21 protein-coding genes are annotated in these 22,108 nt (G+C 64.9%); 15 read left to right on the top strand and 6 right to left on the bottom strand.

Annotated features, from left to right (window positions below; all coding sequences use genetic code 11):
* Window positions 1–59: 59 nt before the first annotated feature.
* Genes AB6A66_RS16580 through AB6A66_RS16590 form a run of 3 tightly spaced genes read right to left on the bottom strand, consistent with a single transcriptional unit; the run spans window position 60 to window position 3,102 of the window.
* Window positions 60–1,085 (bottom strand): ABC transporter substrate-binding protein, encoded by a 1,026-nt coding sequence (locus AB6A66_RS16580; protein ID WP_371056752.1) that lies wholly within the window; start codon window positions 1,083–1,085, stop codon window positions 60–62.
* On the bottom strand, window positions 1,055–2,440 hold the full coding sequence (locus tag AB6A66_RS16585) for a sensor histidine kinase N-terminal domain-containing protein (RefSeq protein ID WP_371056753.1): 1,386 nt from the start codon (window positions 2,438–2,440) through the stop codon (window positions 1,055–1,057). Before AB6A66_RS16585 ends, AB6A66_RS16580 begins: the two co-directional genes overlap by 31 nt.
* Window positions 2,437–3,102 (bottom strand): response regulator transcription factor, encoded by a 666-nt coding sequence (locus AB6A66_RS16590; protein ID WP_371056754.1) that lies wholly within the window; start codon window positions 3,100–3,102, stop codon window positions 2,437–2,439. The genes AB6A66_RS16585 and AB6A66_RS16590 overlap by 4 nt, the downstream gene beginning before the upstream one ends.
* 124 nt (window positions 3,103–3,226) lie before the next feature.
* On the opposite strand from AB6A66_RS16590, the gene AB6A66_RS16595 reads away from it, so the two are divergent.
* From AB6A66_RS16595 to AB6A66_RS16620, 6 genes are all read left to right on the top strand, one after another.
* Window positions 3,227–4,213 (top strand): tripartite tricarboxylate transporter substrate binding protein, encoded by a 987-nt coding sequence (locus tag AB6A66_RS16595; protein ID WP_371056755.1) that lies wholly within the window; start codon window positions 3,227–3,229, stop codon window positions 4,211–4,213.
* Window positions 4,214–4,336: 123 nt separating this feature from the next.
* A complete protein-coding gene (locus AB6A66_RS16600) occupies window positions 4,337–4,828 on the top strand; it encodes a tripartite tricarboxylate transporter TctB family protein (RefSeq protein WP_371039348.1) in 492 nt (163 codons plus the stop codon).
* Between the two features lie 3 nt (window positions 4,829–4,831).
* The gene (locus AB6A66_RS16605; protein WP_371039347.1) at window positions 4,832–6,358 is read left to right on the top strand and encodes a tripartite tricarboxylate transporter permease; all 1,527 of its coding nucleotides are present in this window, start codon (window positions 4,832–4,834) and stop codon (window positions 6,356–6,358) included.
* A complete protein-coding gene (locus AB6A66_RS16610) occupies window positions 6,348–7,553 on the top strand; it encodes a CaiB/BaiF CoA transferase family protein (protein WP_371056756.1) in 1,206 nt (401 codons plus the stop codon). The genes AB6A66_RS16605 and AB6A66_RS16610 overlap by 11 nt, the downstream gene beginning before the upstream one ends.
* Window positions 7,550–8,329, top strand: coding sequence for a citryl-CoA lyase (locus tag AB6A66_RS16615; RefSeq protein ID WP_371039345.1), 780 nt, complete (start codon window positions 7,550–7,552; stop codon window positions 8,327–8,329). The genes AB6A66_RS16610 and AB6A66_RS16615 overlap by 4 nt, the downstream gene beginning before the upstream one ends.
* Window positions 8,316–9,350, top strand: coding sequence for an AbrB family transcriptional regulator (locus tag AB6A66_RS16620; RefSeq protein WP_371056757.1), 1,035 nt, complete (start codon window positions 8,316–8,318; stop codon window positions 9,348–9,350). Before AB6A66_RS16615 ends, AB6A66_RS16620 begins: the two co-directional genes overlap by 14 nt.
* Window positions 9,351–9,605: 255 nt before the next feature.
* On the opposite strand, the gene AB6A66_RS16625 is transcribed toward AB6A66_RS16620, so the two are convergent.
* Complete coding sequence (locus AB6A66_RS16625) at window positions 9,606–11,318, bottom strand: aconitase X (protein WP_371056758.1); 1,713 nt, start codon at window positions 11,316–11,318, stop codon at window positions 9,606–9,608.
* 21 nt (window positions 11,319–11,339) lie between these two features.
* Entirely contained in the window at window positions 11,340–12,017 is a 678-nt protein-coding gene (locus tag AB6A66_RS16630; protein ID WP_371056759.1) for a GntR family transcriptional regulator, read from the bottom strand.
* Between the two features lie 146 nt (window positions 12,018–12,163).
* On the opposite strand from AB6A66_RS16630, the gene AB6A66_RS16635 reads away from it, so the two are divergent.
* From AB6A66_RS16635 to AB6A66_RS16675, 9 genes are all read left to right on the top strand, one after another.
* The gene (locus AB6A66_RS16635; RefSeq protein WP_371039341.1) at window positions 12,164–12,964 is read left to right on the top strand and encodes a transporter substrate-binding domain-containing protein; all 801 of its coding nucleotides are present in this window, start codon (window positions 12,164–12,166) and stop codon (window positions 12,962–12,964) included.
* A gap of 63 nt (window positions 12,965–13,027) precedes the next feature.
* Window positions 13,028–13,690, top strand: a complete 663-nt coding sequence (locus AB6A66_RS16640) for an amino acid ABC transporter permease (RefSeq protein WP_371039340.1) — start codon at window positions 13,028–13,030, stop codon at window positions 13,688–13,690.
* Window positions 13,691–13,700: 10 nt separating this feature from the next.
* Window positions 13,701–14,363 (top strand): amino acid ABC transporter permease, encoded by a 663-nt coding sequence (locus tag AB6A66_RS16645; RefSeq protein ID WP_371039339.1) that lies wholly within the window; start codon window positions 13,701–13,703, stop codon window positions 14,361–14,363.
* Window positions 14,360–15,082 carry an amino acid ABC transporter ATP-binding protein gene (locus tag AB6A66_RS16650; protein WP_371056760.1) on the top strand — a complete coding sequence of 241 codons (723 nt, stop codon included), beginning with the start codon at window positions 14,360–14,362 and terminating at the stop codon, window positions 15,080–15,082. The genes AB6A66_RS16645 and AB6A66_RS16650 overlap by 4 nt, the downstream gene beginning before the upstream one ends.
* Before the next feature lie 117 nt (window positions 15,083–15,199).
* Window positions 15,200–16,117 carry a dihydrodipicolinate synthase family protein gene (locus AB6A66_RS16655; RefSeq protein WP_371056767.1) on the top strand — a complete coding sequence of 306 codons (918 nt, stop codon included), beginning with the start codon at window positions 15,200–15,202 and terminating at the stop codon, window positions 16,115–16,117.
* Window positions 16,118–16,122: 5 nt separating this feature from the next.
* Complete coding sequence (locus AB6A66_RS16660; protein ID WP_371056761.1) at window positions 16,123–17,055, top strand: proline racemase family protein; 933 nt, start codon at window positions 16,123–16,125, stop codon at window positions 17,053–17,055.
* Between the two features lie 54 nt (window positions 17,056–17,109).
* Window positions 17,110–18,363: an NAD(P)/FAD-dependent oxidoreductase gene (locus AB6A66_RS16665; RefSeq protein WP_371056762.1), complete on the top strand. Its 1,254-nt coding sequence runs from the start codon at window positions 17,110–17,112 to the stop codon at window positions 18,361–18,363.
* Window positions 18,364–18,522: 159 nt separating this feature from the next.
* Window positions 18,523–19,548 (top strand): proline racemase family protein, encoded by a 1,026-nt coding sequence (locus AB6A66_RS16670; RefSeq protein ID WP_371056764.1) that lies wholly within the window; start codon window positions 18,523–18,525, stop codon window positions 19,546–19,548.
* A gap of 79 nt (window positions 19,549–19,627) precedes the next feature.
* Window positions 19,628–21,130: an aldehyde dehydrogenase (NADP(+)) gene (locus AB6A66_RS16675; RefSeq protein WP_371056765.1), complete on the top strand. Its 1,503-nt coding sequence runs from the start codon at window positions 19,628–19,630 to the stop codon at window positions 21,128–21,130.
* Window positions 21,131–21,310: 180 nt separating this feature from the next.
* On the opposite strand, the gene AB6A66_RS16680 is transcribed toward AB6A66_RS16675, so the two are convergent.
* The coding region (locus AB6A66_RS16680) for a metallophosphoesterase (RefSeq protein WP_371056766.1) at window positions 21,311–22,108 on the bottom strand (798 nt) is incomplete at its 5' end.

Consider the following 22,108-nt stretch of genomic DNA (forward strand, 5'->3'; position numbering starts at 1 on the left):
GCACTGGCCAGACGCAGGTCCCGGCACGACCGAACGCTCTTTTCCGGTGCGAACACGGTTCACTGTTGCTCGATCGCGTTGACCCATTCCCGAAGAAACGCCTGGCGGTTCAGCGGGTCCAGATACACCATCAATCCGGGCCCCAGGCGGATCGGCCCGAAACCGGCTCTGGCGATTTCACGCGTCTCTCCCAGAGGTGGCAGCGCCCAATCGCCGGGAGCGTCACGAAGGCCGATGGCGAGCAACCGGTCGACGAACCTGCCCGCACTCTGCGGATCGCCCGAGGCACTCGGGATGATCGCGGTCCTCAGGATGACGTTCGAGAAATCGGTCATGCGCAGGATGCGCACACGGCCTCCGGAGTCCCGTGCGACCCTTTCGGCCGCATAACTCCCCAGCACGTTGTAGGCCAATGCCAGCCGCCCCTCCGCCACGTCGTCGATCATCTGCCCCGAGCAGCAGTAGAGCCGGGGATCGAGGCGCCCCATCACCTCGGCAAGACGCCAGTAGGCATCGGTCGCCCGTGCCTCCTGCGTCGCGAACAGATAGCCTAACCCGCTTTCCCGCACGTCGTAGGTGCCGATCGCATCGCGGAAGCGTTCCGGGTTGTCGCGAAGAACGTCGATGAGGTCCTGTCGCGTCGTCGGGACCGGCAGGCCGGCGAACCGTTCGGTGGAGATGACCACCACCGCGGGTTCTGTCGTGAAGGCGAAGATCCGGTCGAGCCAGCGCGCCCAGTCGGGCAGAGCGTCGACCACGGGGGAACGGTGGCTTCGGGCATAGCCGTCGTTCACGAGCTGGAACTGAAGGTCCATCGCCGACGATATGGCGACGTCGAAGCGCGCGCCGTCGCGTATCGCACGGTGAAGCTCGACCGAGGACGCGACCGCGTAGTCGAGGGTGAGCCCGGGATTGTCCGCGTGGAAATCCTCGAGGACCGGTGCGAAGACCTCCAGATCAGCCGTCGAGATGATGCGCAACGTCCGGCTGCCTGTGCCTTCGTAGCGGCGGTGCTCCTCCACCTCCAGCGCGGTGAGCAGCGTCGGCCAGAGGCTCAAGAAGACGGCAATAAAAGCGAGACGCATGCCCCCCTCCCTTCCCGGTTGCGGAGGACAAGGCGTCCTCCATGTGCGCGGAGCACGTCGGCGGCGATGGTAAGCCCGAGGCCCGAGCCGACGATACCTTCCACGTTTCCTCCACGACGGAAGCGCTCGGTAAGCCTTTCGGTCGGTCCCTCGCCCAGGCCCGGGCCCTCGTCGGTCACGCAGATGCGGGCGGCCTTCTCCATCCGTTCGACACGGACCGTGACGGCGGTATCCTCGTGCGAGTACTTCACTGCGTTGTCGAGCACGTTGCGAATGGCGTTGTCCAGAAGCACGGCGTCGCCCTCCATCTCGGCCGGTTCGGCGTAAAGCCTGATCTCGATGTCCTTCATGGCGGCCGTCGGCTCCAGCGCTTCGACCGCGCGGCGGGCGAGATCGGCCAGGTCGAGCCGGTCGCCGGCAAGATGGTCGGCCCGGAAAGCCACCGTGGCATGATCGAGAAGCTGACCCGCCGAGCGCGAGCTTTCATCGACGGCGTGGATCATGCGGCGCAGGCGCGCCCGGGCGCTCTCGTCCCTGATCGAGCGGAGCGCGACCTCGGCCTCGGCGCGCACCGTGGCAAGTGGCGTCCGGACCCTGTGGGCGGCCTCGGCGATGAAGTCCTCCGATCGCCGGATCGACTGGCCAAGCCGGTCCATCAGCCGATTGAGGGCGTCCAGAAGGGGCGCGAGTTCGGTCGGAGCGGGGCGCTTGAGGGGGCGCAGGTCGGACGGCCCGCGACGCGAGACCGCCTGCGCGATCTCGTTGAGCGGACGCAGGGACGTGCGCGCGGCGAAGAAGGAAAGGCCGACCGCGACCATGAAGAAGGCGACCGACAACGTGGCCGCGAATTGCGAGAGCTCCCCGGTCAGGGCACGTACGCCGTTTCTCGTCTGAGCCACGGTGACGACCGTGCGCAAGGGCTCGTTTCCCAGCAGCACCACCCGGGTGAGCGAGGCCATGCGCACCTCGTCTCCACGATAGGAACCGGTATAGAAGACGACGCGTCCCGGCGGCGTGACATCGAGCGTCGGCACCGGAAGGTCGGGATAGCCCGTCAGCGTCTCACGCCCGGCGGTTACGAGATAGAACACGCGGTCCTCGCTTATCGCACCCAGCATCGAGAAGGCCGAATAGGGAAGTTCCAGCCGCACCTCGCCCCGTTCGGTGCGCAGCGTTTCGGCGATCGTGGTCGCGGAGGCCGCAAGCACGTTGTCCTGGGTCCGTTCGGCCGCCTGACGGGCGAGCCCCGTGACCATCGCCCAGGACATGACGGACAGAAGTGCCGCGACGGCGGCGAGCAGGAGCGTCAGCCGGCGCCCGATCGAGCCGGATGCTCTCCCGGCCCGTGCGATCAACCGCCGGCCTCCATCCGGTAGCCGAGCCCGCGGACGGTGTCGATGCGGACGCCCATGTCGCCGATGCGGCGTCTCAGCCGGCCGACATATACCTCGATCGCGTTCTCGGTGACCTCGGCATCGTGGCTGAACAGCCGGTCCATGAGCTGCGCCTTCGAAAGGATCTGTCCCGGGTGCCGGGCGAAGACTTCCAGCAGGCGGATTTCCCGACTGCGCAGTTCCAGCGTCTTGGGGCCGCAGTGCAGCGTGCCGGCCACCGGGTCGAAAATACAGTTCCCCAGCGCGATCTCGTTGCGGGCCGATCCGCGGCGGCGGCGCAACACGGCCCTGCAGCGCGCCTCGAGTTCCGCGAAGTCGAACGGCTTGGTGAGGTAGTCATCCGCACCGTGATCGAGTGCGACGACCCGGTCGGAAACCTGGCTGCGCGCCGTCAGCACGATGACCGGCACCTCGAGGCGCGCGCGGCTGCGTATCAGGAAATCGCGCCCGTCGCCGTCCGGCAGCATCACGTCGAGCAGGATCAGGTCGTACTCGGTCGTGGCAAGCCAGTCCTCCGCGGCCGCGAGGCTGGCCGCGTGATCTACCGCGTGCCCGTCGAGCGCGAGCCGGCTCACGACCGCCTCTGCCAGCTCGAGATTGTCCTCGACCAGAAGATACCGCACCCGCTTCCCCCCTTGCCCTCGCGGCCAGCCGGTCTTCTCCGTCGTGTCAGGCTGGTGTCAGGTTCATGTGGTGGAGGAAGACCATGGGCGGCGGAGGACCGCCTGTCAAACTGGAGGAAAATTCATGAACACCTTTGGGTGCACGCGTCGCGCGCTTCTCGTCGCGGCGACGGCGACCCTGGCCGTCGGCGGCCAGGCTCACGCCGACAACCACCAGATGATGGACGAGATCCACTTCATCGTTCCCGGGGGCGCCGGCGGCGGCTGGGACGGCACGGCGCGCGGCACGGGCGAGGCGCTGACGAAATCCGGCCTCGTGGGCAGCGCGACCTACGAGAACATGTCGGGCGGCGGCGGCGGCGTCGCGATCGCCTACATGATCGAAAACGCCGATAGCCTCGACAACACGCTGATGGTGAACTCCACGCCCATCGTCATCCGCTCGCTCACCGGCGTTTTCCCGCAGAGCTTCCGCGACCTGACGCTGGTGGCCGGCACGATCGGCGACTATGCCGCGATCGTCGTGCCCGCCGACAGTCCGATCGAGGACATGGAGGCGCTTCTGGCCGAATACGCCTCGCAGGGTACGGACTTCGCCATCGGCGGCGGATCGGTCCCGGGCGGAATGGATCACCTGGTGGCGGCCATGGTGATGCAGGCCGCGGGCGAGAACCCGACCGAGGTCAACTACATCCCCTACGATGCGGGCGGCGAGGCGATGGCAGGCCTGCTTTCGGGCGAGATCGATGCCTTGTCCACTGGCTTCTCCGAGGCGATCGCCCTGGCCGACCAGGACGAGGTCCGCATCCTGGGTGTGACCGCGCCCGACCGCGTGCCGGCCTATGACGAGGCGCCGACCTTCGCCGAGCAGGGGATCGACACGACCTTCATCAACTGGCGCGGCTTCTTCGGTCCTCCGGGAATGGAAGAGCAACAGCGCCAGCAATACATCGAGACCCTCGCGGCGATGTACGATACCGAGGCCTGGGAAGAGGTCCGCGCGCGCAACGGATGGGTCAACATCTGGAACCCGGGCGAGGATTTCCGCAGCTTTCTCGAAGCACAGGAAAAGGAAATCGGTGACCTGATGCGGACGCTCGGCTTTCTCTGAGCCGGGCCAAAACGCCTGAAAAGGCGCGGGGCGGCGGGCGGATCCCGCCCTGGCATCGCCAGACGGACCGGGCTCGCCCGGCCGCCCCGCGCGATACCTGCGGTTTCGAAGGGAGGGGACGCCATGGCGCTGGATCGATGGATCGCGCTGATCTTCATCACGTTGTGTTGCATCTACGGCTACGCGGCCTTCTTCACGATGGACGAGCTTCTGCCGCCCTTCATGCAGCGCAACCCGGTCTGGCCATCGACCTTTCCGAAAGTGCTGGCGGTGCTCGGCATCATCGTGGGGCTGGTCGTGCTGTCGGGGCTGGAGAAGCCCGGCAGCGAGGACGAGCCCTCCGCAGTCGACATCAACTACCGCCGGCTGCACGACTACAATCTCGGCCAGGCCCTGCTCCTCTTGGGCCTGATGGTGGTCTACGCTCTCGCGCTGCGTCCGGCAGGTTTCCTGCTCGCGACCACCGTCTTCCTGGCCGGGGGCGCCGCGATCCTCGGCGAGCGGCGCTGGGTCACCATGATGCTCGTCGCCGTCATCGCCAGCGGCGCCGTCTGGTATCTCGTGCAGGAGGTGCTGGGCATCTTCCTGCGTCCGCTTCCCTTTTTCCTGAGGTGAGCCATGCTTGAGGGCATCATGATCGGCCTTTCGGCCGCCTTTTCGGTCCAGAACCTCCTGATGGTGGTTGCGGGCTGCCTGATCGGCACCTTCATCGGAATGCTTCCGGGTCTCGGGCCGATGTCCATCATCGCCATCATGATCCCGGTCGCGATCTCGATGGGTGATCCGACCGCGGCGCTGATCCTGCTGGCAGGTGTCTATTACGGGGCGATCTTCGGGGGCTCGACCTCCTCGATCCTGCTGAACGCGCCGGGGGTCGCGGGTACGGTGGCGACCTCGTTCGACGGCTATCCGATGGCGCGGAACGGAATGGCGGGCAAGGCCCTGACGATTGCGGCCGTCTCGAGCTTCGCCGGCGGCACGATCGGGGCGATCCTTCTTGCCATCTTCGCGCCCGCGCTGTCGTCGGTCGCGCTCCTGTTCCACTCCGCGGAGTACTTCGCACTCATGGTCGTGGGGCTTTCGGCGATCGCGGCGTTCGCGGGAACGGGCCAGGTCGCGAAGGCACTGATGATGACGGTTCTCGGGCTGATCCTCGCCACCGTGGGCGAAGGCGCGCTCTTCAACATGCCGCGTTTCACGATGGGACTGATGGACCTGCAATCGGGCATAAATTTCATCACCCTCGCCATGGCGATGTTCGCTTTGCCCGAGGCGCTGTTCCTTGTTCTGAACCCGGCGCGCTCCAGCCGGGGCGGCGAGGCCGGGGGCTCCGCCAGGATCACTGGCCTGCGGTTTTCGAAGGAGGAAGGGCGGGCGATCCTCCCCGTCATCGGGCGACAGTCGGTCCAGGGGTTCTTCATCGGTGTGCTGCCGGGCGCAGGCGCCACCATCGCGTCGTTCCTGGGCTATGCGGTCGAGCGCAACATCGCCAAGGGCGACGACCAGGCACAGTTCGGCAAAGGCTCCGTCAAGGGCCTCGCGGCGCCGGAGACGGCCAACAACGCGGCCTGCACGGGATCTTTCGTGCCGCTTCTGACGCTCGGCATCCCGGGCTCGGGGACGACCGCGATCCTTCTGGGCGCGCTCATCGCACTCAACGTGACACCGGGTCCGCGGCTGATGATCGACGAGCCCGACATCTTCTGGGCGGTCATCACGTCGATGTTCATCGGCAATGTCGTGCTGATCATCCTGAACCTGCCGCTCATCCCCTACATCGCCAAGGTCCTGTCGATCCCGCGCAACTACCTGATCCCGTTCATCCTCTTCTTCACCATGATGGGGGCCTATATCGGGCAGAACAACGCCACCGAGCTCTTGATGCTCGTCGGCCTCGGCGTGCTGGCGACGGTGCTGCGCTTCGCGGACTATCCGCTCGCGCCGCTTCTCATCGGCTTCATCCTGGGAACCATGCTGGAGAACAATTTCGCCCGCTCCATGCAGCTCTACCGGGGCCTCGATTTCATCTGGGAGCGCCCGATGACGCTCGCGCTCCTCGTCCTCGCGCTCCTGCTCGTGCTTCTGCCGAGCTTCCGTGCGCGGCGGGCGCGGCGCCGTGCCGAAGGGGTGGCCGATGGGGACTGAGGCCGCCGCACCGCTCGCCGGTGTGCGCGTGCTGGATCTGACGAATGTCCTTGCCGGTCCCTTCGCCTGCCATCAGCTCGCACATCTGGGAGCCGAGGTCATCAAGGTGGAGGCGGTGGGCCGGGGCGATCTCGCGCGGAACCTGGGCGCGGATGCCGACCTTTCGGCGAAGGGCATGGGGATCAGCTTTCTCGCCCAGAACGCCGGCAAGAAGTCTTTGACGCTGAACTTGAAGGCCCCGGGCGGCAAGGAGGCGCTGAAGCGGCTCGTGGCCACGTCCGACGTTCTTGTCGAGAACTTCCGGCCCGGCGTGATGGATCGGCTCGGTCTCGGCCACGGCACGTTGCGGGCGGAAAACCCGCGGCTGATCTACTGCGCCATCTCGGGTTTCGGGCAGGACGGACCCTGGGCCGACCGCCCTGCCTACGACCAGATCGTTCAGGGCGCCTCCGGCGTCATGTCGATCACGGGCGATCCCGACAGCGCGCCCTTGCGCGTGGGCTATCCGCTGGCCGATACGGTGGGCGGACTGACCGCCGCGATGGCGGTCTGCGCGGCGTTGAACGCGCCCGAGCGCGGTGCCTTCATCGATGTGTCCATGCTCGAGGCGGTGCTGGCGACGATGGGCTGGGTCGTGTCGAACCACCTGATCGGCGGTGTCTCGCCGCGTCCCGAAGGCAACGAGAACCCCACCTCCGCCCCTTCGGGCACATTCCAATGCGCGGATGCACCGGTGAACATCGCCGCGAACAAGGATGAGCAATGGGAGGCGCTTGCCCGCCATCTCGGGCGAGAGGACCTTCTCGCCTTGCCCGATTACGCCACGCGAGAGGACCGCAAGCGCAACCGGTTCCGGCTCAGGGCGGAACTCGAGACCGTGTTGACGACGCGGCCCGCCCAAGACTGGGCGCGAGAGCTCAACGCGATCGGGGTGCCTGCCGGCGCGGTGATGAGCGTGCCCGAGATCCTTTCTCACCCGCAGGTCGCCGGACGTGACTTCCTTGCCCGGTTCGCGGACGCGCCGGGCCTCGACCGCCCCATCGAGCTCGTGCGGATCGGCGCGATGATCGATGGGGTGCGCCCTTCGGTGACCACTGCGCCGCCTTCCCTTGGCGCGGACAGCCGGGATGTCCTTTCCGAACTGGGCTACAGCGATACGGAGATCGAGACGATGCGCGCGGAAGGTGTGATTTGAGCGAGGGAAGCGATGTCGCGGACTGGTGGCGCACGGCGATCATCGACATGGAACCCGGGCGCATCGCCTTGCGCGGCCACCCGGTGCAGCAGCTGATCGGACGAACGGGCTTCGCCGAGATGATCTGGCTCATGGTCATGGGCGAGCCCATCGCGGGCCACCGTGCGCGGCTCTTCGAGGCGGCTCTGGTCGCTGCGGTCGATCACGGGCCGCAGGCCCCCTCGATCGCCGCCGCCCGGATGGCGGCCACCTGCGGGATCGGGCTGCAATCGGCGATGGCCACGGGCCTCAACATGCTGGGCGACGTGCATGGCGGCGCGGGCGAGCAGGCGGTGGAGATGTTTCGCTTCGTCGAGACGAAGGGGCCCGAGGGTCTCGGACCCGCGCTCGACGCGTGGCGGACCGAGCACGGCCGCTTCCTCCCCGGCTTCGGCCACCGCTTCCACAAGCCCGTCGATCCCCGCGCGCCGCGCCTTTTGTCGCTCGTGGACGAGGCGGCCGAAGCGGGCGCCGTCCCCGGCGCCTACGCGGAGATTGGGCGGGCGATCGAGGCCCATCTCGCGGCCGAGCGGGGCAAGCCCGTGCCGATGAACATCGACGGCGCGACGGCGGTGATCTACGCCGAACTGGGCTGCCCGGCCGCGCTTGCCCGCGGCTTCTTCGGCCTGTCGCGGTCGGTCGGCATCCTCGCCCATGCATGGGAACAGACCGAACAGGGCGGGCGCAACAAGGGGCCGACCCCACCCGCGTACCGATGGACCTATGACGGAGCGTGAGCGGCTTCTGTCCGAGGCCTTCCCGACCCTGCTGATCGGTGCCGCAGGTGCCGCCATCTTCTGGGTCGTGGGCTTCCCCGCCGCCGTGCTGACCGGACCGGCAGCGGCGGTCTCCCTCGCCACGCTTCTGGGCCTGCGCGCCCATGTGCCCGCGCGCCTTCGCGACGTGGTGTTCCTGGTGATCGGTGTCTCGATCGGCAGCACCGTGACGCCCGAGGTGATCGCGACGGCGATGGCGTGGCCCGTGTCCTTTCTCGTGCTGAGCGTGACACTCGTTCTGGTCCTGCTCATCATCCGGGCGATGCTGATGCGCGTTTTCCACTACGATGCGACCACCGCCTTTCTGGCCGCGACGCCGGGGCACCTGACCTATGTCCTGGGCCTCTCGGCCGACCTCAAGGTGGACGTGCCGCGCGTCGCGCTCGTCCAGTCGGTCCGGGTTCTCCTGCTGACCTTGCTGGTGCCCGTTCTGATCGCGCTCTGGGGCGCCGAGGGCACGACCCCGCCGAAGGATCCCGGCGTGATCTCGAAGAACGCAGCCGTGCTTCTCTTCGCCTTCGCCCTGCCTCTCGGCCTGCTGCTCAAGCGGCTGCGCGTGCCGGCGCCGCTCCTTCTTGGCGCCATGGCGGCGTCGGCCATCGGACACGGTTCCAACCTCACCCCTGGTGCGCTGCCTTCCTGGGCGACGACGCTGGCGTTCATCACCATGGGCAGCCTTATCGGAACGCGTTTCCGGGGGCTCGACCGGCGCGGGCTGCTAGGCGCTTTCGGGGCCGGTGTCGCCGCAACCCTCGTCGCCTGCGCCATCGCGGCAATCGGCGCCGGCCTCGCGGCCGGGATCGTCGGTCTTCCGCCGGCGGCCCTCCTTCTCGCTTTCGCCCCCGGCGGCGTCGAGGTCATGGCAGCGCTCGCGGTGGAAACGTCGCTCGAACCGGCCTTCGTCGCGGCGCACCATGTGTTCCGACTGATCCTTCTGAGCCTTCTGGTTCCGGTTCTCATGGCGCGGATGCGAGGATCCTAGGTCGCCACCACGCAGGTCTTTCGCTGCGGCGTTTGCGACGGAAAGGCCGGTGCCACGGGACACAGCCGTTGGGAGTTGCGTTCAGGACCGGATAGCCGCGCCCAAAGGGGGCTCGAACGCGATGCCGAACATGGGGTCGATGGTCATCGACGGGTCAAGGGGCGCGGGCCTTTTGCCGGTACGGATGCCGCCGGATTTGGGCAGCCGCCTCCTCGATAGAGTTCCTCCGAGCATCACGTGTTATTGGGGCGCCCGCTAATTCCGGAGCCATGTCGGAAGACGATCCCCCGCGAAGCCGGTAACGGCTGCCTCGACGCAATCCTCGAGACTGCCAAGCCGCGCGTGCCGGCCGGACAGGCCATGCGCATAATGCGCGTATTTTCCGGAATTCGTCATCAAGCCTTTCGCGTGCGGCGGGAATATGGGTTCAACGATCGAGCACCAGCACAGGTCCGGGATCAGACGGACGCCCGCCTTCTGCAAGCGGTCGACAAGCCCTTCGGAGCTTGCCTCGCGCAGGACATCGCGTCCGATCGTGATGATCATCTGCGTCGACCTATTGCAGCTTCGATCCTGGAAGAGCTCTGCAATCCGGCGCGTCTCGGACAGCGACGCATGTGGGCTGCCGATGGCGACCAGGTCAATTGTCCTGTCGCCGCGATTGAGCTCATGCCAAGCGCCGACAAAGTCCGCCAGACGGATTTGGTGCCGCTGAGCGTCGGGCGCGGGCGCAGTATCCGCTTCGGGAGTGTGCCCCGCGACATGTAGCATGGGTGCGCCGGAGGTGGTGCCGAAAGCGGCACAAAGGGCCTTGAGGTCGTCTTGCGACGGCTGAAGATGTTCCAGCCCGGTCAAGAGTGGGATGTGGTCAGGAGAAAACTGGCCAGCCAGCCATCCGATCAATGGCCAGAGCACGTCATCATGGCCATCCAGGGCGGGCTCCACGTCAAGGATCGTTCTCGGGACACGGCCCTCTTTCGTGTACACACCGGATGCCGGCGCGCGTCCCGTCATTGCAATGAAGAGATCGAGATAATCCGGATGTTTGGGTGTGCGTGCCCCAAGGACGGTGTTGGCGTAGATTACGGCGTTCGATTCCGACCAGCCAATGACCTCGCCCTTATCCGGGGCACCCTCAAGAAGATACGGCGCGCAGGTGAAAACTGGCCTTGCTCCCATCTTCACATAGGCGTCAGCCAGGCGGCTTGCGCGTTCTCCGAAATCGGTCGGAACGTTCTGGGACCGCCAGTTTTCCCGATCTACCGAAATCGCATTGATCGTCGTGGGAACGGACACGCGAGCGCCCATTTCGGCCATCTTTTCCGCAAATATGAGGTTGGCCGAATGGGCGAGGATGCAGCCGTCGATGTGCCCTCTGGTGACATCGGTCAGGCTCTCCGTGCCTTCCCGTGCCGCCATGAGGCAGATGATTTCCATGGCGATCCTCGCTGCCGGCCCATGATCGCCGCTAAGACAGCGCCGGTCTTCCTTGGAGAGATGCAGATCGCTCGCCTGCGCGGGGGAAAGGTCCATGTCCACGCCATCGGCTTTCAGCCGGTTGCCTGAAATGGATGCTGTCTGCGAGCGCGCGACGCGATCATATTCCGATCGTGGAAGGAAGATGGTGGGGAGCGGCCTGTCGAATATGCGGCCCGAGACCAAGGCACCCAGCGTCAGGACTTCTTCGTGCTCGCAGAAAACAAGCGCCGCTGGGGAAAGTGAATTCAAGGACAGTTCAAGCAGAACCCCGCTTCCGCTGCAGGATCCACGCGAGGTCGGCATCATGAGGATCTTTCCGGATACCGATGCTCCATGGTTGGGGTGGTGTACGTCTATGATCGTCCCCGTTTCGGGGTCGACACCTCCCCAGAAACTCAGGCCTTCGCTACAGGCCAGCACCTCGCCATTCGCGTCACCCTCGATCAGAATCCGACCAGCCGTTCCGGTCCCGCGCGCTGAAGTCGTCAAGCTGCCTCCGATGTCATGGATTTATCGCTTCTTGTGTCTCGCAGGTGTCGGGAAATGTTCCAGAAGGGAGTGCTTGGCGCCGTTGATGTGATCGCGCAGCAATAGGCTCGCCCGGTCGGCATCACCCTCTTCGCAGGCGACAAGGATTGCCAGATGCTCGCTGTCCGCCCTTTCCATGCCATCGCTTATGACGAGCTGTGCGCGAATGTAGCGCTCGACGCGATCCATGGCGTTATCGGCGACGTCCTTGAAGTAGTTCAACGTGCTCGGTCCGTAGAGTGTTTTGTGGAACACGCGGTTCAAGTCGCCCCACTCCATGGGATTGGGAGACTGTGAAAACGCCGTGCAGTGCTTTCGGGCGTCGCTCAAACACTCTCGGGACATCCGAGGCACCGCGTCGCGGATAATCTCGGGCTCGAGAAGAGCCCTGAGGTCGAACACCTCCGCCGCCTCGTCCGCCGACAATCCGGCAACCACGGCGCCCTTGTATCGTTGGGTCTTGATAAGCCCCTGCTCTTCAAGCCTCGAGATTGCCTCGCGCACCGGGATGCGGCTCGTATTGAACATGTTGGCGATCTCGTCCTGGCGCAGCGGTGCTCCTTCGGGGATTTTGCCCTCGATGATCGCCTTGCGAAGAACGTCGAAGACGATGGTCGACGCGGACGCGGTCTTCGAGACATCTACGGCCGGAAACTTCATCTTCCATCACCCTCCAGCAGTTGCGGCGCCATACGATACTGCCGCGTCCGTGCAAAGTCTCTTAGTTTGCCTTGGACATTGGATCCAATATGCCATAGCGTGGCATTGTTCAACGGATCATCCAACGACCAACATGGAGGAAGACGATGCTGAAGAAGCTTTTGGGGGCGGCTACGGCAACCCTGTTGATGGCTGTCCCCGCGGCGGCCGACACACTGGATGACGTCATCGACAGAGGCACGCTGCGCTGCGGTGTCGTGCTGGATTTCCCGCCCATCGGCTATCGTGACGACAACAACGAGCCGGCGGGCTTCGACGTGGAATATTGCAACGATCTGGCGGCCGCCCTCGAGGTGGACGTCGAGTTGCTGCCTCTGACGTGGTCGGAGCGCTTGCCGGTCATCGTCACCGGTCGGGCAGACGTGGTCTTCGGCGCCACATCGGACAGCCTGGCCCGCGCGCGGACCGTCGGGTTCTCGATTCCCTACGCGATTTACTATGCGCAAGGCGTTGTGAATGCCGAAAGTGGCATCGAATCCTTCGAGGACATTCGGGGAAAGCGTGTTGCTGCGGCCGTGGGAACCGTGCCTGAGCAGGAGTGGCTGAAAATCGCCGAGGAGTGGGGCGAAGAGGACCTCTACCAGGGTTACCAGTCCGAGAACGAGGTTTTCCTCGCGGTCGCACAAGGCAAGGCAGACATCGGGATCACCACGAACACGGCGGTGAAGCCGATCACCGATCAATACGACAATATCGTGGCTGGCCCGCGCATGCCCTGGACCACGGACTACACCTCCGTTGTCGGCAAGCGCAAGGACGTCAGCTGGCTGAACTACCTCAATCTCTTTGTCACGCACCAGGTCCGGTCTGGCCGTTACGAAGAGCTGTGGGGCAGATATGTGGGTGGAGAGGCGCCCGAACTCCGCATCCCGGGCGTGATGTACTGATCACTGCCGCTTTTTCCTGTCCCCGCCCGGGATCCCCGGGCGGGGTTTCTTTGGATCGCCGCGATGTTCGAATACAACTTTCACTGGCGCCCGGTATTCCGCAGTCTGCCGGACCTGCTGGAGGCCAGCCTCTTAACTCTCCAGGTCGCGACGCTTTCCATGGTGATCGGCATCGTCATCGGTCTCGGGTTGTCCGTCATCCGCCTGAGGCTCCGCGGGCCGCTTTACTGGTTCGCCACGGCCTGGGTGGAATTGGCGCGCAACACGCCGGCTCTGTTTCAGCTGTTCTTCTTCGGGTTCGGGCTGGGGGCCTTCGGATGGCATCTGACACCCTACATGATCGTTCTAGCCGGTCTCAGCTTCAATAACGCCGGCTATCTCGCCGAGAACTTTCGCGGCGGCTTTCAGGCGGTCCCTGATACGCAGATGCGCGCGGCGCGAAGCCTTGGCATGAATTTGTGGCAGTCCTACACGCGGATCCTGGTGCCGCAGGTCTTGCGGATCGTTTACTACCCGATGACCAATCAGCTGGTCTGGGCGGTGTTGATGTCGTCCCTTGGCATGCTCGTCGGCTTTCGCGAGCTGTCGGGCGAGACGCAGTTCTTCGCCAGCCGCACCTATCGCATCTTCGAATATTTCGCCGTCACGGCGGTGATTTATTACGTCATGGTCAAGATCATTCTGCTCGCGTCCCGGCTGCTCGCCGTGCGTCTGTTCCGGTATTGAGGGGAGCAAAGTGGAAACTCCTATCAGCTTCTTCAGCGGGTTCGGGCTTCAGGACGTGCTCTTCATGGCGCAAGCGGCTTGGCGAACGCTCCTGATCTCGGTGATATCGATCTCCCTTGGAACGCTTCTGGGGGCGATCTTCGGCTGGATGCTCTATGAGGGGCGGGTTTGGGCCACTCTGTTCCTTGCGCCGGTACTGGACGCTTTCCGTTCGGTACCGCTTATCATCCAGCTGGTTCTTTTCTATAATTTCGCGCCGATCATTGGTCTTAACCTCGATGCGTTCCAGTCGGGGCTCGTGGTTCTGACGGCTTATACGGCTGCGCTTGTCGCAAGCGTCGCGCGGGGCGGTATCGAATCTGTCGGGAAACCCATGCGTCGGGCCGCGCGCTCGCTGGGCATGAGTTACTGGCAAGATCTGCGCTACGTGGTCTTGCCCATCGGGGCGCGTGCCGTTTTTCCGTCCTGGGTGGGCGTGGCTCTCGGCGTCCTGAAGGATAGCGCCCTGGTCTCGGTGCTCGGTTACGTGGAGCTTCTTCGGGCAAGTCAGATCCTGATGACACGCACGCAGGAACCGCTCCTGATTATCTCAATCGCCGGCGCGTTCTACTTTGCGCTGTCCTATCCGATATCGCGCTATTCGGCGAAAGTCGAGAAGAGGTGGTCCCAATGATCGAAATCACTGGCCTGCACAAGTATTTCGGCTCGCTCCATGTGTTGCGGGGTATCGACCTGGAAGTGCAGAAGGGCGAAGTCCTTTCGGTGATCGGAGCGTCGGGATCCGGGAAATCCACATTGCTTTACTGCATAAATGGCCTCGAGCCGATCCAGGAAGGACGGGTCGTCGTTGATGGTATAGACGTTCACGCCAGGCAGACTGACCTGAACAATCTGCGGCAGAGAATGGGAATGGTGTTTCAGCAGTGGAACAGCTTCCCCCATTTGACCGCCCTCGAGAACGTTTCATTGGCCCCGCGCATCGTGAAAAAGAAATCGCGGGCGGAGGCGCAAGAGATAGCGGTGAAGCAGCTGGAACATGTTGGCCTCGCCGACAAGCTCGATGTCTATCCGAGCGCCTTGTCGGGCGGACAGCAGCAAAGGCTGGCGATAGCGAGAGCGCTCGCCATGGATCCGCAATACATGCTTTTCGACGAAGCCACGTCGGCCCTGGACCCGGAGCTGGTCGGCGAAGTCCTGGACACGATGCGGATCCTGGCCGAGGAGGGCATGACGATGATCTGTGTGACCCACGAGATGGGCTTCGCACGAGATGTCTCTGACCGCGTCGCCTACTTCCATGAAGGTGCGATGGAAGAGATCGGACCGCCCGAACAGATCTTCGGCGACCCGAATTCCGAACAGACCCGAAAATTCCTGGCAAAGGTTCGCTGAACGCGGGCCCGAACCCCGTGCCACGGAAGCAGGAACAACCTTGCAAAAGTCGAGGTCGAGACGCCTCGACAGCCAAAGAGGAGAACAACCGTGTCGCGCCATGTTTTCACGGGCTGCATGCCCGCTCTGATGACGCCTTGTGATGCTGATCGCAAACCCGATTACGAAGCACTTGTGCGCAAGGGCAAAGAGCTGATCGACGCCGGGATGTCGGCCGTCGTCTATTGCGGTTCGATGGGCGACTGGCCGCTGCTGACGGACGAAGAGCGGATGGAAGGTGTGGCGCGCCTTGTCGAAGCGGGCGTTCCGGTCGTCGTGGGGACGGGGGCCGTGAACACCCGCGCGGCCGTGGCCCACGCCGCGCATGCCGCGCGGGTCGGGGCGCTCGGGCTGATGGTGATCCCGCGTGTCCTGTCGCGGGGCTCTTCTCCAGAGGCGCAGCGCGATCACTTCAAGGCGATCTTGTCGGCAGCGCCCGACATTCCGGCAGTGATTTACAACAGCCCCTATTACGGCTTTGCCACCCGGGCAGATCTTTTCTTCGCGCTGCGTGCGGAACATCCCAACCTTGTCGGTTTCAAGGAGTTCGGCGGCGCCGCCGATCTGCGCTACGCGGCCGAGTTCATCACGTCGCGGGATGACGACGTCACGCTGATGATCGGTGTCGATACCGCAGTCTATCATGGCTTCGTGAACTGTGGCGCGACCGGCGCGATTACCGGCATCGGAAACGCGTTGCCGCGGCAGGTGCTGCTGTTGACGGAACTCAGCCAGAAGGCCGCCACGGGCGACGCGCTCGCGCGGCGCCAGGCACGTGAGCTGGACGAGGCTCTTGCGGTTCTGTCGAGCTTCGACGAGGGACCGGACCTCGTTCTCTACTACAAGCATCTCATGGTGCTGAACGGAGAAGAGGAATACCGTCTGCATTTCAACGAGACGGATGCTCTCTCGGATGCCCAACGTCATTATATCGAAGCGCAATACGAGCTTTTCCGGGTCTGGTTCGACGACTGGGCCAGGAAAGAAGGGCTGTAGCGCTCATGCGGGTGATCGACAGCCATACGGCAGGTGAGCCGACACGCGTCATCGTTGACGGCGGTCCCGATCTGGGAGACGGGCCGCTCGCCGAACGTGCGGCGCGTCTCGAAGCGGAGCATCGCGACTTCTGCACGTCGGTTCTGTGCGAGCCGCGGGGGCATGACGCCATGGTCGGCGCCCTTCTGGTCGCGCCCACGGATCCCGGTTGCGCAGCCGGGGTGATCTTTTTCAATACGCTGCAAAACCTCGGGATGTGCGGTCACGCGACCATCGGTCTGACGGTCACGCTGGCGCATCTTGGCGCAATCCGGCCAGGTGCCCATCGGATCGATACGCCCGTCGGGGCCGTGGACGTGGACTTGCACGATGCCCATACCGCTTCGGTCGTGAACGTTGAAAGCTATCGCCTGCACAAAGGAGTCTCTGTCGCCGTCGACGGCGTGGGGGAGATCACGGGCGACGTCGCGTGGGGGGGCAACTGGTTCTTCCTTGTGAAGACCTCGCCGCTTGCCATCGCGGCACGGAATATCCGGCCCTTGACGGATCTGGCGCTCGACATTCGAAGCGCGCTGGAACGCGACGGGATCACCGGCAGGAATGGCGCCTGGATCGATCATGTGGAGCTGTTCGGCCCACCCCTGGACCCGCGCGCCCGCAGCAAGAACTTCGTGCTTTGTCCCGGCGGCGCCTATGATCGCTCTCCCTGCGGGACCGGGACCTCTGCCAAGCTGGCGTGCCTCGCATCGGATGGAGAGTGGCAAGCGGGGCAAGAGTGGATTCAGGAAAGCATCATCGGAAGCACCTACGGCCTAAGCTACGAGCCAGGTGCCGATGGGGGCATCGTGCCGACGATCACCGGCCAGGCTTTCGTCACATCCGATGCGACTTTGATCTTCGATCCCGCCGACCCCTATCTGCGCGGGATCCGTTACTGAAATGCGGTCATGCCAAGAAAAGGCGCATCGGCCGCTGGCCCCCATCGGGATGAAATGACGGATCAATCCGACCATGATGTGATCGTCATCGGCGCCGGGGTGATCGGCGTGAGCATCGCGCTCGCACTTCAGGAGGCGGGCCGCGATGTCCTGCTTGTCGATCGAAGCGCCCCCGGAAATGGCGCGTCGTTCGCGAACGCAGGTGCATTCGCCTTTTCGGACATCGTTCCGCTCGCGACACCCGGGATCATTCGCGCCGCGCCCAGGTGGCTCGCGGATCCCCTGGGTCCGCTCTCCGTCGATCCGTCCTACGTCTTCGCGATCGCGCCCTGGCTTTTGAGGTTCTGGCGGGCAAGCTGGAAGGATCGCTTCCCCAGGCTGATAGAAGCGCAAGCCGCCCTCATGGAGTTGTCCCGCGCCGCCCTCGAACGCCAGGTGGCGGATACGAGCGGCGAACATCTGCTGCAACGAGAGGGACAGCTCAGGGTTTACCAGGGCGCCCGACGGTTCGAGCGAAGCCGTTCCTATTGGCACGCCTGCCGGCAGTACGGCATTCGATTTGATCTGTTGGAGTCGCCGGCCGAGATCGCGGAACTCCAGCCGGGCCTCAGTTCCGAATTCACCCACGCCGGATATACGCCCGACTGGATCAACACGCGGGATCCCATGCTTTGGCTCGAGCACCTCCTGTCGGTGTTTCGTGCGCGGGGCGGCGTGGTCGACAGGCTGGACGCGCGCGCTCTGCAGGCCGGGGACGAACGGATCACGCTACACGGTGCGGAAGCGACGCTTTCGGCGGGCCATGTCATTGTCGCCGCGGGTGCCTGGTCGCGGACACTTGCGATGTCTCTTGGCGATCGCATCCCGCTCGAGACGGAGCGCGGCTACAACACGACAATTCGCCAAGCAGGCTTCGACCTCCGGACCCATATCACGTTTGCGGACCACGGCTTCGTGGCCTCCCGCATCCAGGACGGCGTTCGTGTCGGCGGCGCGGTCGAGCTGGCCGGTCTGGTTCGTCCGCCGAACTTCAAGCGTGCAAAGATCCTTCGCGACAAAGCCAGCGCGTTCATGCCGGGTCTGGACGCCAGTCGGGGAAGGGAGTGGATGGGGTTCCGCCCTTCCTTGCCCGACAGCCTGCCGGTCATCGGCCATGCGCGGCGCACGGATCGGGTCGTTTACGCGTTCGGCCACGGGCATCTCGGGCTGACTCAGGCGGCCGGAACAGCCGAGTTGGTGCAAGCCTTGATCTGTGGGGTGACCCCACCGCTGGACGCCGCGCCATTCTCGGCGCGGCGTTTCACATGACCTGGTGCGGAATGAACGTTCCAGCCGAAAACATCATTCAGGCGCCTGCGTCCCTTGATGACGGGCCACCGTTCCGGGCGATCGGTCTTGAAGGGTTTTCTGCCGCGCCCGACGCCGCGCATCGCCACACGGGGCACAGAGCTTAGCCAGAGGTCAGACATGCGAAGCACTCGGACGATCCATGTAATTTCGTGTCATGCCGAAGGAGAGGTCGGCGACGTGATCGTGGGCGGCGTGGCGCCGCCCCCCGGAAAGACGCTCTGGGAGCAGCGAACCTACATCGAACAGCAGGAGTCGCTGCGCAATTTCATGCTCAACGAGCCGAGGGGCGGGGTGTTTCGCCATGTGAACCTGCTGGTCCCGCCGAAAAATCCCGATGCCGATGCGGCCTTCATCATAATGGAGCCGGAAGATACCCCCCCGATGTCGGGCTCCAACTCCATATGCGTCGCGACGGTGCTGCTGGACTCCGGGATTGTCCCGATGAAGGAACCCGTCACCGAAATGGTTCTCGAGGCGCCGGGCGGCCTTGTCCATGTTCGTGCGACCTGCCGAAACGGCAAGGCAGAGAGCATCAGCGTACGAAACGTTCCCAGTTTTGCTGACAAGCTGGACGCGAAGCTCGAGGTCGCCGGGTTTGGCACCCTCACCGTGGATACCGCGTATGGCGGAGACAGTTTCGTTGTCGTCGATGCTGCGGCGCTCGGGTTTTCCCTGGTTGAAGACGAGGCGGCCGATCTGGCCAGGCTGGGGGTCGGGATTACGCGGGCCGCCAATGAACAGCTCGGGTTCACCCATCCCGAGAACCCGGACTGGGACCATATTTCGTTCTGTGCCTTCCGCGGCCCGGTAACGGCGACGCGGACAGGCCTCGAGGGACGGTCCGCCGTTGCGATCCGACCGGGGAAAATCGACCGCTCGCCAACCGGAACTGCCGTTTCTGCGCGAATGGCCTTGATGGCCGCCAGAAATCAGTTGCGAGTGGGGCAAACCTTCGAGGCCGTGTCGATCATCGGCTCGACCTTCATCGGCACGATCCATGGGGAAGCGCAGGTTTCAGGCCGGCCTGCAATCGTCCCGCAAATCACCGGTCGAGGATGGATAACCGGCATCCATCAGCACTTGCTCGATCCCGATGATCCCTGGCCGGAGGGCTACAGGCTGAAGGATACATGGGGTGTATAGCTTGGGCGCGTTTCCCGAGGGCCCCATTCGGTCCGAGACCCTCAGCCTGGTCAGAAATCAATGAGAAAGGAAAAGTACCGTGATCGGAAAACATCTTATCGCAGGCGAATGGATTGGAAACGACGAGACGTTCGCGAACGCTCCCGTGGAAGGCGATCCTGACAATTTTGCCGCCGGCAGCCCGGAGCACGTCGACCAGGCGGTCCGCGCGGCAGAGGAAGCTTTCACATCCTATTCCGAACTGTCCCGCGCCGCGCGAGCGACTTTCCTGCGCACCATCGCGGATGAGATCGAAGCGCGTGGAGCCCGGATCACTGAAACCGGCACGAGAGAAACCGGCTTGCCCCCGGCGAGGCTCGAGGGAGAGCGGGGCCGCACATGTGGACAGCTCCGCCTCTTCGCCGAGCATATCGAGCAGGGTGAGTATCTGGATCGGCGCCACGATCCCGCCTTGCCGGACAGGGAGCCCGCTCCGCGCCCGGATCTTCGGATGATGCAGCGGCCGATCGGGCCCGTGGCCGTGTTCGGTGCGTCCAATTTCCCGTTGGCTTTCTCGACGGCTGGCGGCGACACGGCCAGCGCGCTGGCGGCTGGCTGCCCGGTGGTGGTGAAGGGGCACGGCGCACATCCCGGCACCGCCGAGATCGTGGCCGAGGCCATTTCGGCAGCCATCGAAGCCTGCGGCGTCCATCCAGGTGTCTTCTCGCTTGTCCAGGGCGGCAGCCGGGAGGTCGGGCAATCGCTCGTTCAGCACCCGCTGATCCGTGCGGTGGGGTTCACCGGCAGTCTTGCCGGGGGGCGGGCGCTCTATGATCTCTGCGCGAAGCGGCCAGAGCCGATCCCCTTCTTCGGCGAACTCGGTTCGGTCAACCCGATGTTTCTGTTGCCTGGGGCGGTCAAGGCGCGCGGCGACGAAATCGCGAAAGGGTGGGCCGGATCGCTCACCATGGGGGCGGGACAATTCTGCACCAATCCCGGCATCGCTATTTTGATCGACGGGCCCGAGGCCGACTCTTTCATGGAGGCAGCCACCGCGGCACTGGACCCCGAGGCGGCGCAGGTGATGCTGACGGACGGTATTGCGCAGGCATATCGTGCGGGCCGCGACCGGGTGGCCGCCAGCAAGGGAGTGCAGGAGATCCTGACATCGACGTGCGACCTGCGGACTGCCACACCCTATCTCTTCGCCACGACCGGCAAGGAGTGGTTGGAAAACGACGTGCTTGGCGAAGAGGTGTTCGGCCCGCTGGGTCTGATCGTGAAGGTGTCGGATTCCGGCGAGATGAAAGATGTCGCCCGGTCGCTGCAAGGACAGCTGACATGTACTCTTCACATGGACGACGCCGACACCGAGATTGCGCGCGGCCTGATGCCGATCATCGAACGGAAGGCGGGGCGCCTGCTGGCCAATGGCTTCCCGACCGGTGTCGAAGTGTGCGACAGCATGGTGCATGGTGGCCCCTATCCGGCCAGTACGAATTTCGGTCATACCTCGGTCGGCACGCTGGCCATACGTCGCTTTCTGCGGCCGGTCTGCTATCAAAACATTCCCGGCGAACTCCTGCCCGAAGACTTGAGTTAGAAAGCGAGGGGGCGCCCTTGGGCCCGCCCCCATGGGGCGGTCCAGGCTGGCCTGCTGCCGGTTTCATGGTGGACCTTGCCGGGTCCTCGGTCCGGGCCTCATGCGAGCTCCGGGCGGGTTTCGGTCGGGCCGCACCGGCGCTCGGCGTCAAGTTGCCGATCGCGGCTGATCTCTGCCGCCTCACCCACCTGCGCTGACGATGTGCGCCACGTCGAGCCGTGCCGCGTCACCCTGCACGCGGTAGGCCAGCAGCGGCCCGTCGCCGCCCGCCGAGTAGTCGAGGCAGAGGGCGTTCAGCGCCTGGAGAGCCGGCCGCCCGTCGAGCCAGTAGTGGCCGAAGAAGACGGGTCTCGCGCCGGCGGGGTAGGCGCCGGCGCGCGCGAACTCCGGCAGGGGCCCGGGCGGCAGTTCGGCGGGATCGGGCACCGATATGGCGATGTCCGCCCAGCTCGCCGCTTCGCCTTGCCACCACTTGAGGCGGACATGCGCGCGGCGACGCCCATCCTTGTCGTGGAAGACGTGCCCCTCGGGCAGAGGGACTTCCGGCCCCTTCGTGGTCGTCTCGACGCGCGCGTGGAGCGCGTGGTCCTTGTCGGCGGCGGCAACGAGCTGATCCTCGTCGAGGACGCCGTCCCGGGTCTCCCGCGCGAGCGCCGCGATGACGGCCTCGTCCCAGCAGGCGTGCACCGCCCGGAAACGCGCCGTTTCCAGGTAAAGCGGCAGGCTCTGCATCCAGGCGAGCACCTCCCGCGTCGCGGGCGCGTCCGGCGGGAAGGCCTCGAGGAAGCTGCGGTGCTGCGCGGTGTTCTTCGCGCTTCGCGCGCGGAGCGGTTCCCCGGTCCCGGGATGCCGCGCGTGGTAATGGAGCGCGTTGAGCTCGTGGTTGCCCATGACCGCGCGCGCCTTGCCGGCGTCCATGAGGCTCCGGACCGTGCGGATCACGCCCGCATTGTCGGGCCCCCGGTCGATGAAATCGCC

It is taken from the genome of Rhodosalinus sp. K401 (genome assembly GCF_041365735.1).
Classification (GTDB): domain Bacteria; phylum Pseudomonadota; class Alphaproteobacteria; order Rhodobacterales; family Rhodobacteraceae; genus Rhodosalinus.

What these genes read in the sequence shown, in the direction of transcription:
- AB6A66_RS16580 (WP_371056752.1), bottom strand. Translation starts at nt 1,085, where the DNA reads ATGCGTCTCGCTTTTATTGCCGTCTTCTTGAGCCTCTGGCCGACGCTG.
- AB6A66_RS16595 (WP_371056755.1), top strand. Translation starts at nt 3,227, where the DNA reads ATGAACACCTTTGGGTGCACGCGTCGCGCGCTTCTCGTCGCGGCGACG.
- AB6A66_RS16600 (WP_371039348.1), top strand. Translation starts at nt 4,337, where the DNA reads ATGGCGCTGGATCGATGGATCGCGCTGATCTTCATCACGTTGTGTTGC.
- AB6A66_RS16605 (WP_371039347.1), top strand. Translation starts at nt 4,832, where the DNA reads ATGCTTGAGGGCATCATGATCGGCCTTTCGGCCGCCTTTTCGGTCCAG.
- AB6A66_RS16610 (WP_371056756.1), top strand. Translation starts at nt 6,348, where the DNA reads ATGGGGACTGAGGCCGCCGCACCGCTCGCCGGTGTGCGCGTGCTGGAT.
- AB6A66_RS16620 (WP_371056757.1), top strand. Translation starts at nt 8,316, where the DNA reads ATGACGGAGCGTGAGCGGCTTCTGTCCGAGGCCTTCCCGACCCTGCTG.
- AB6A66_RS16630 (WP_371056759.1), bottom strand. Translation starts at nt 12,017, where the DNA reads ATGAAGTTTCCGGCCGTAGATGTCTCGAAGACCGCGTCCGCGTCGACC.
- AB6A66_RS16635 (WP_371039341.1), top strand. Translation starts at nt 12,164, where the DNA reads ATGCTGAAGAAGCTTTTGGGGGCGGCTACGGCAACCCTGTTGATGGCT.
- AB6A66_RS16640 (WP_371039340.1), top strand. Translation starts at nt 13,028, where the DNA reads ATGTTCGAATACAACTTTCACTGGCGCCCGGTATTCCGCAGTCTGCCG.
- AB6A66_RS16650 (WP_371056760.1), top strand. Translation starts at nt 14,360, where the DNA reads ATGATCGAAATCACTGGCCTGCACAAGTATTTCGGCTCGCTCCATGTG.
- AB6A66_RS16655 (WP_371056767.1), top strand. Translation starts at nt 15,200, where the DNA reads ATGCCCGCTCTGATGACGCCTTGTGATGCTGATCGCAAACCCGATTAC.
- AB6A66_RS16660 (WP_371056761.1), top strand. Translation starts at nt 16,123, where the DNA reads ATGCGGGTGATCGACAGCCATACGGCAGGTGAGCCGACACGCGTCATC.
- AB6A66_RS16665 (WP_371056762.1), top strand. Translation starts at nt 17,110, where the DNA reads ATGACGGATCAATCCGACCATGATGTGATCGTCATCGGCGCCGGGGTG.
- AB6A66_RS16670 (WP_371056764.1), top strand. Translation starts at nt 18,523, where the DNA reads ATGCGAAGCACTCGGACGATCCATGTAATTTCGTGTCATGCCGAAGGA.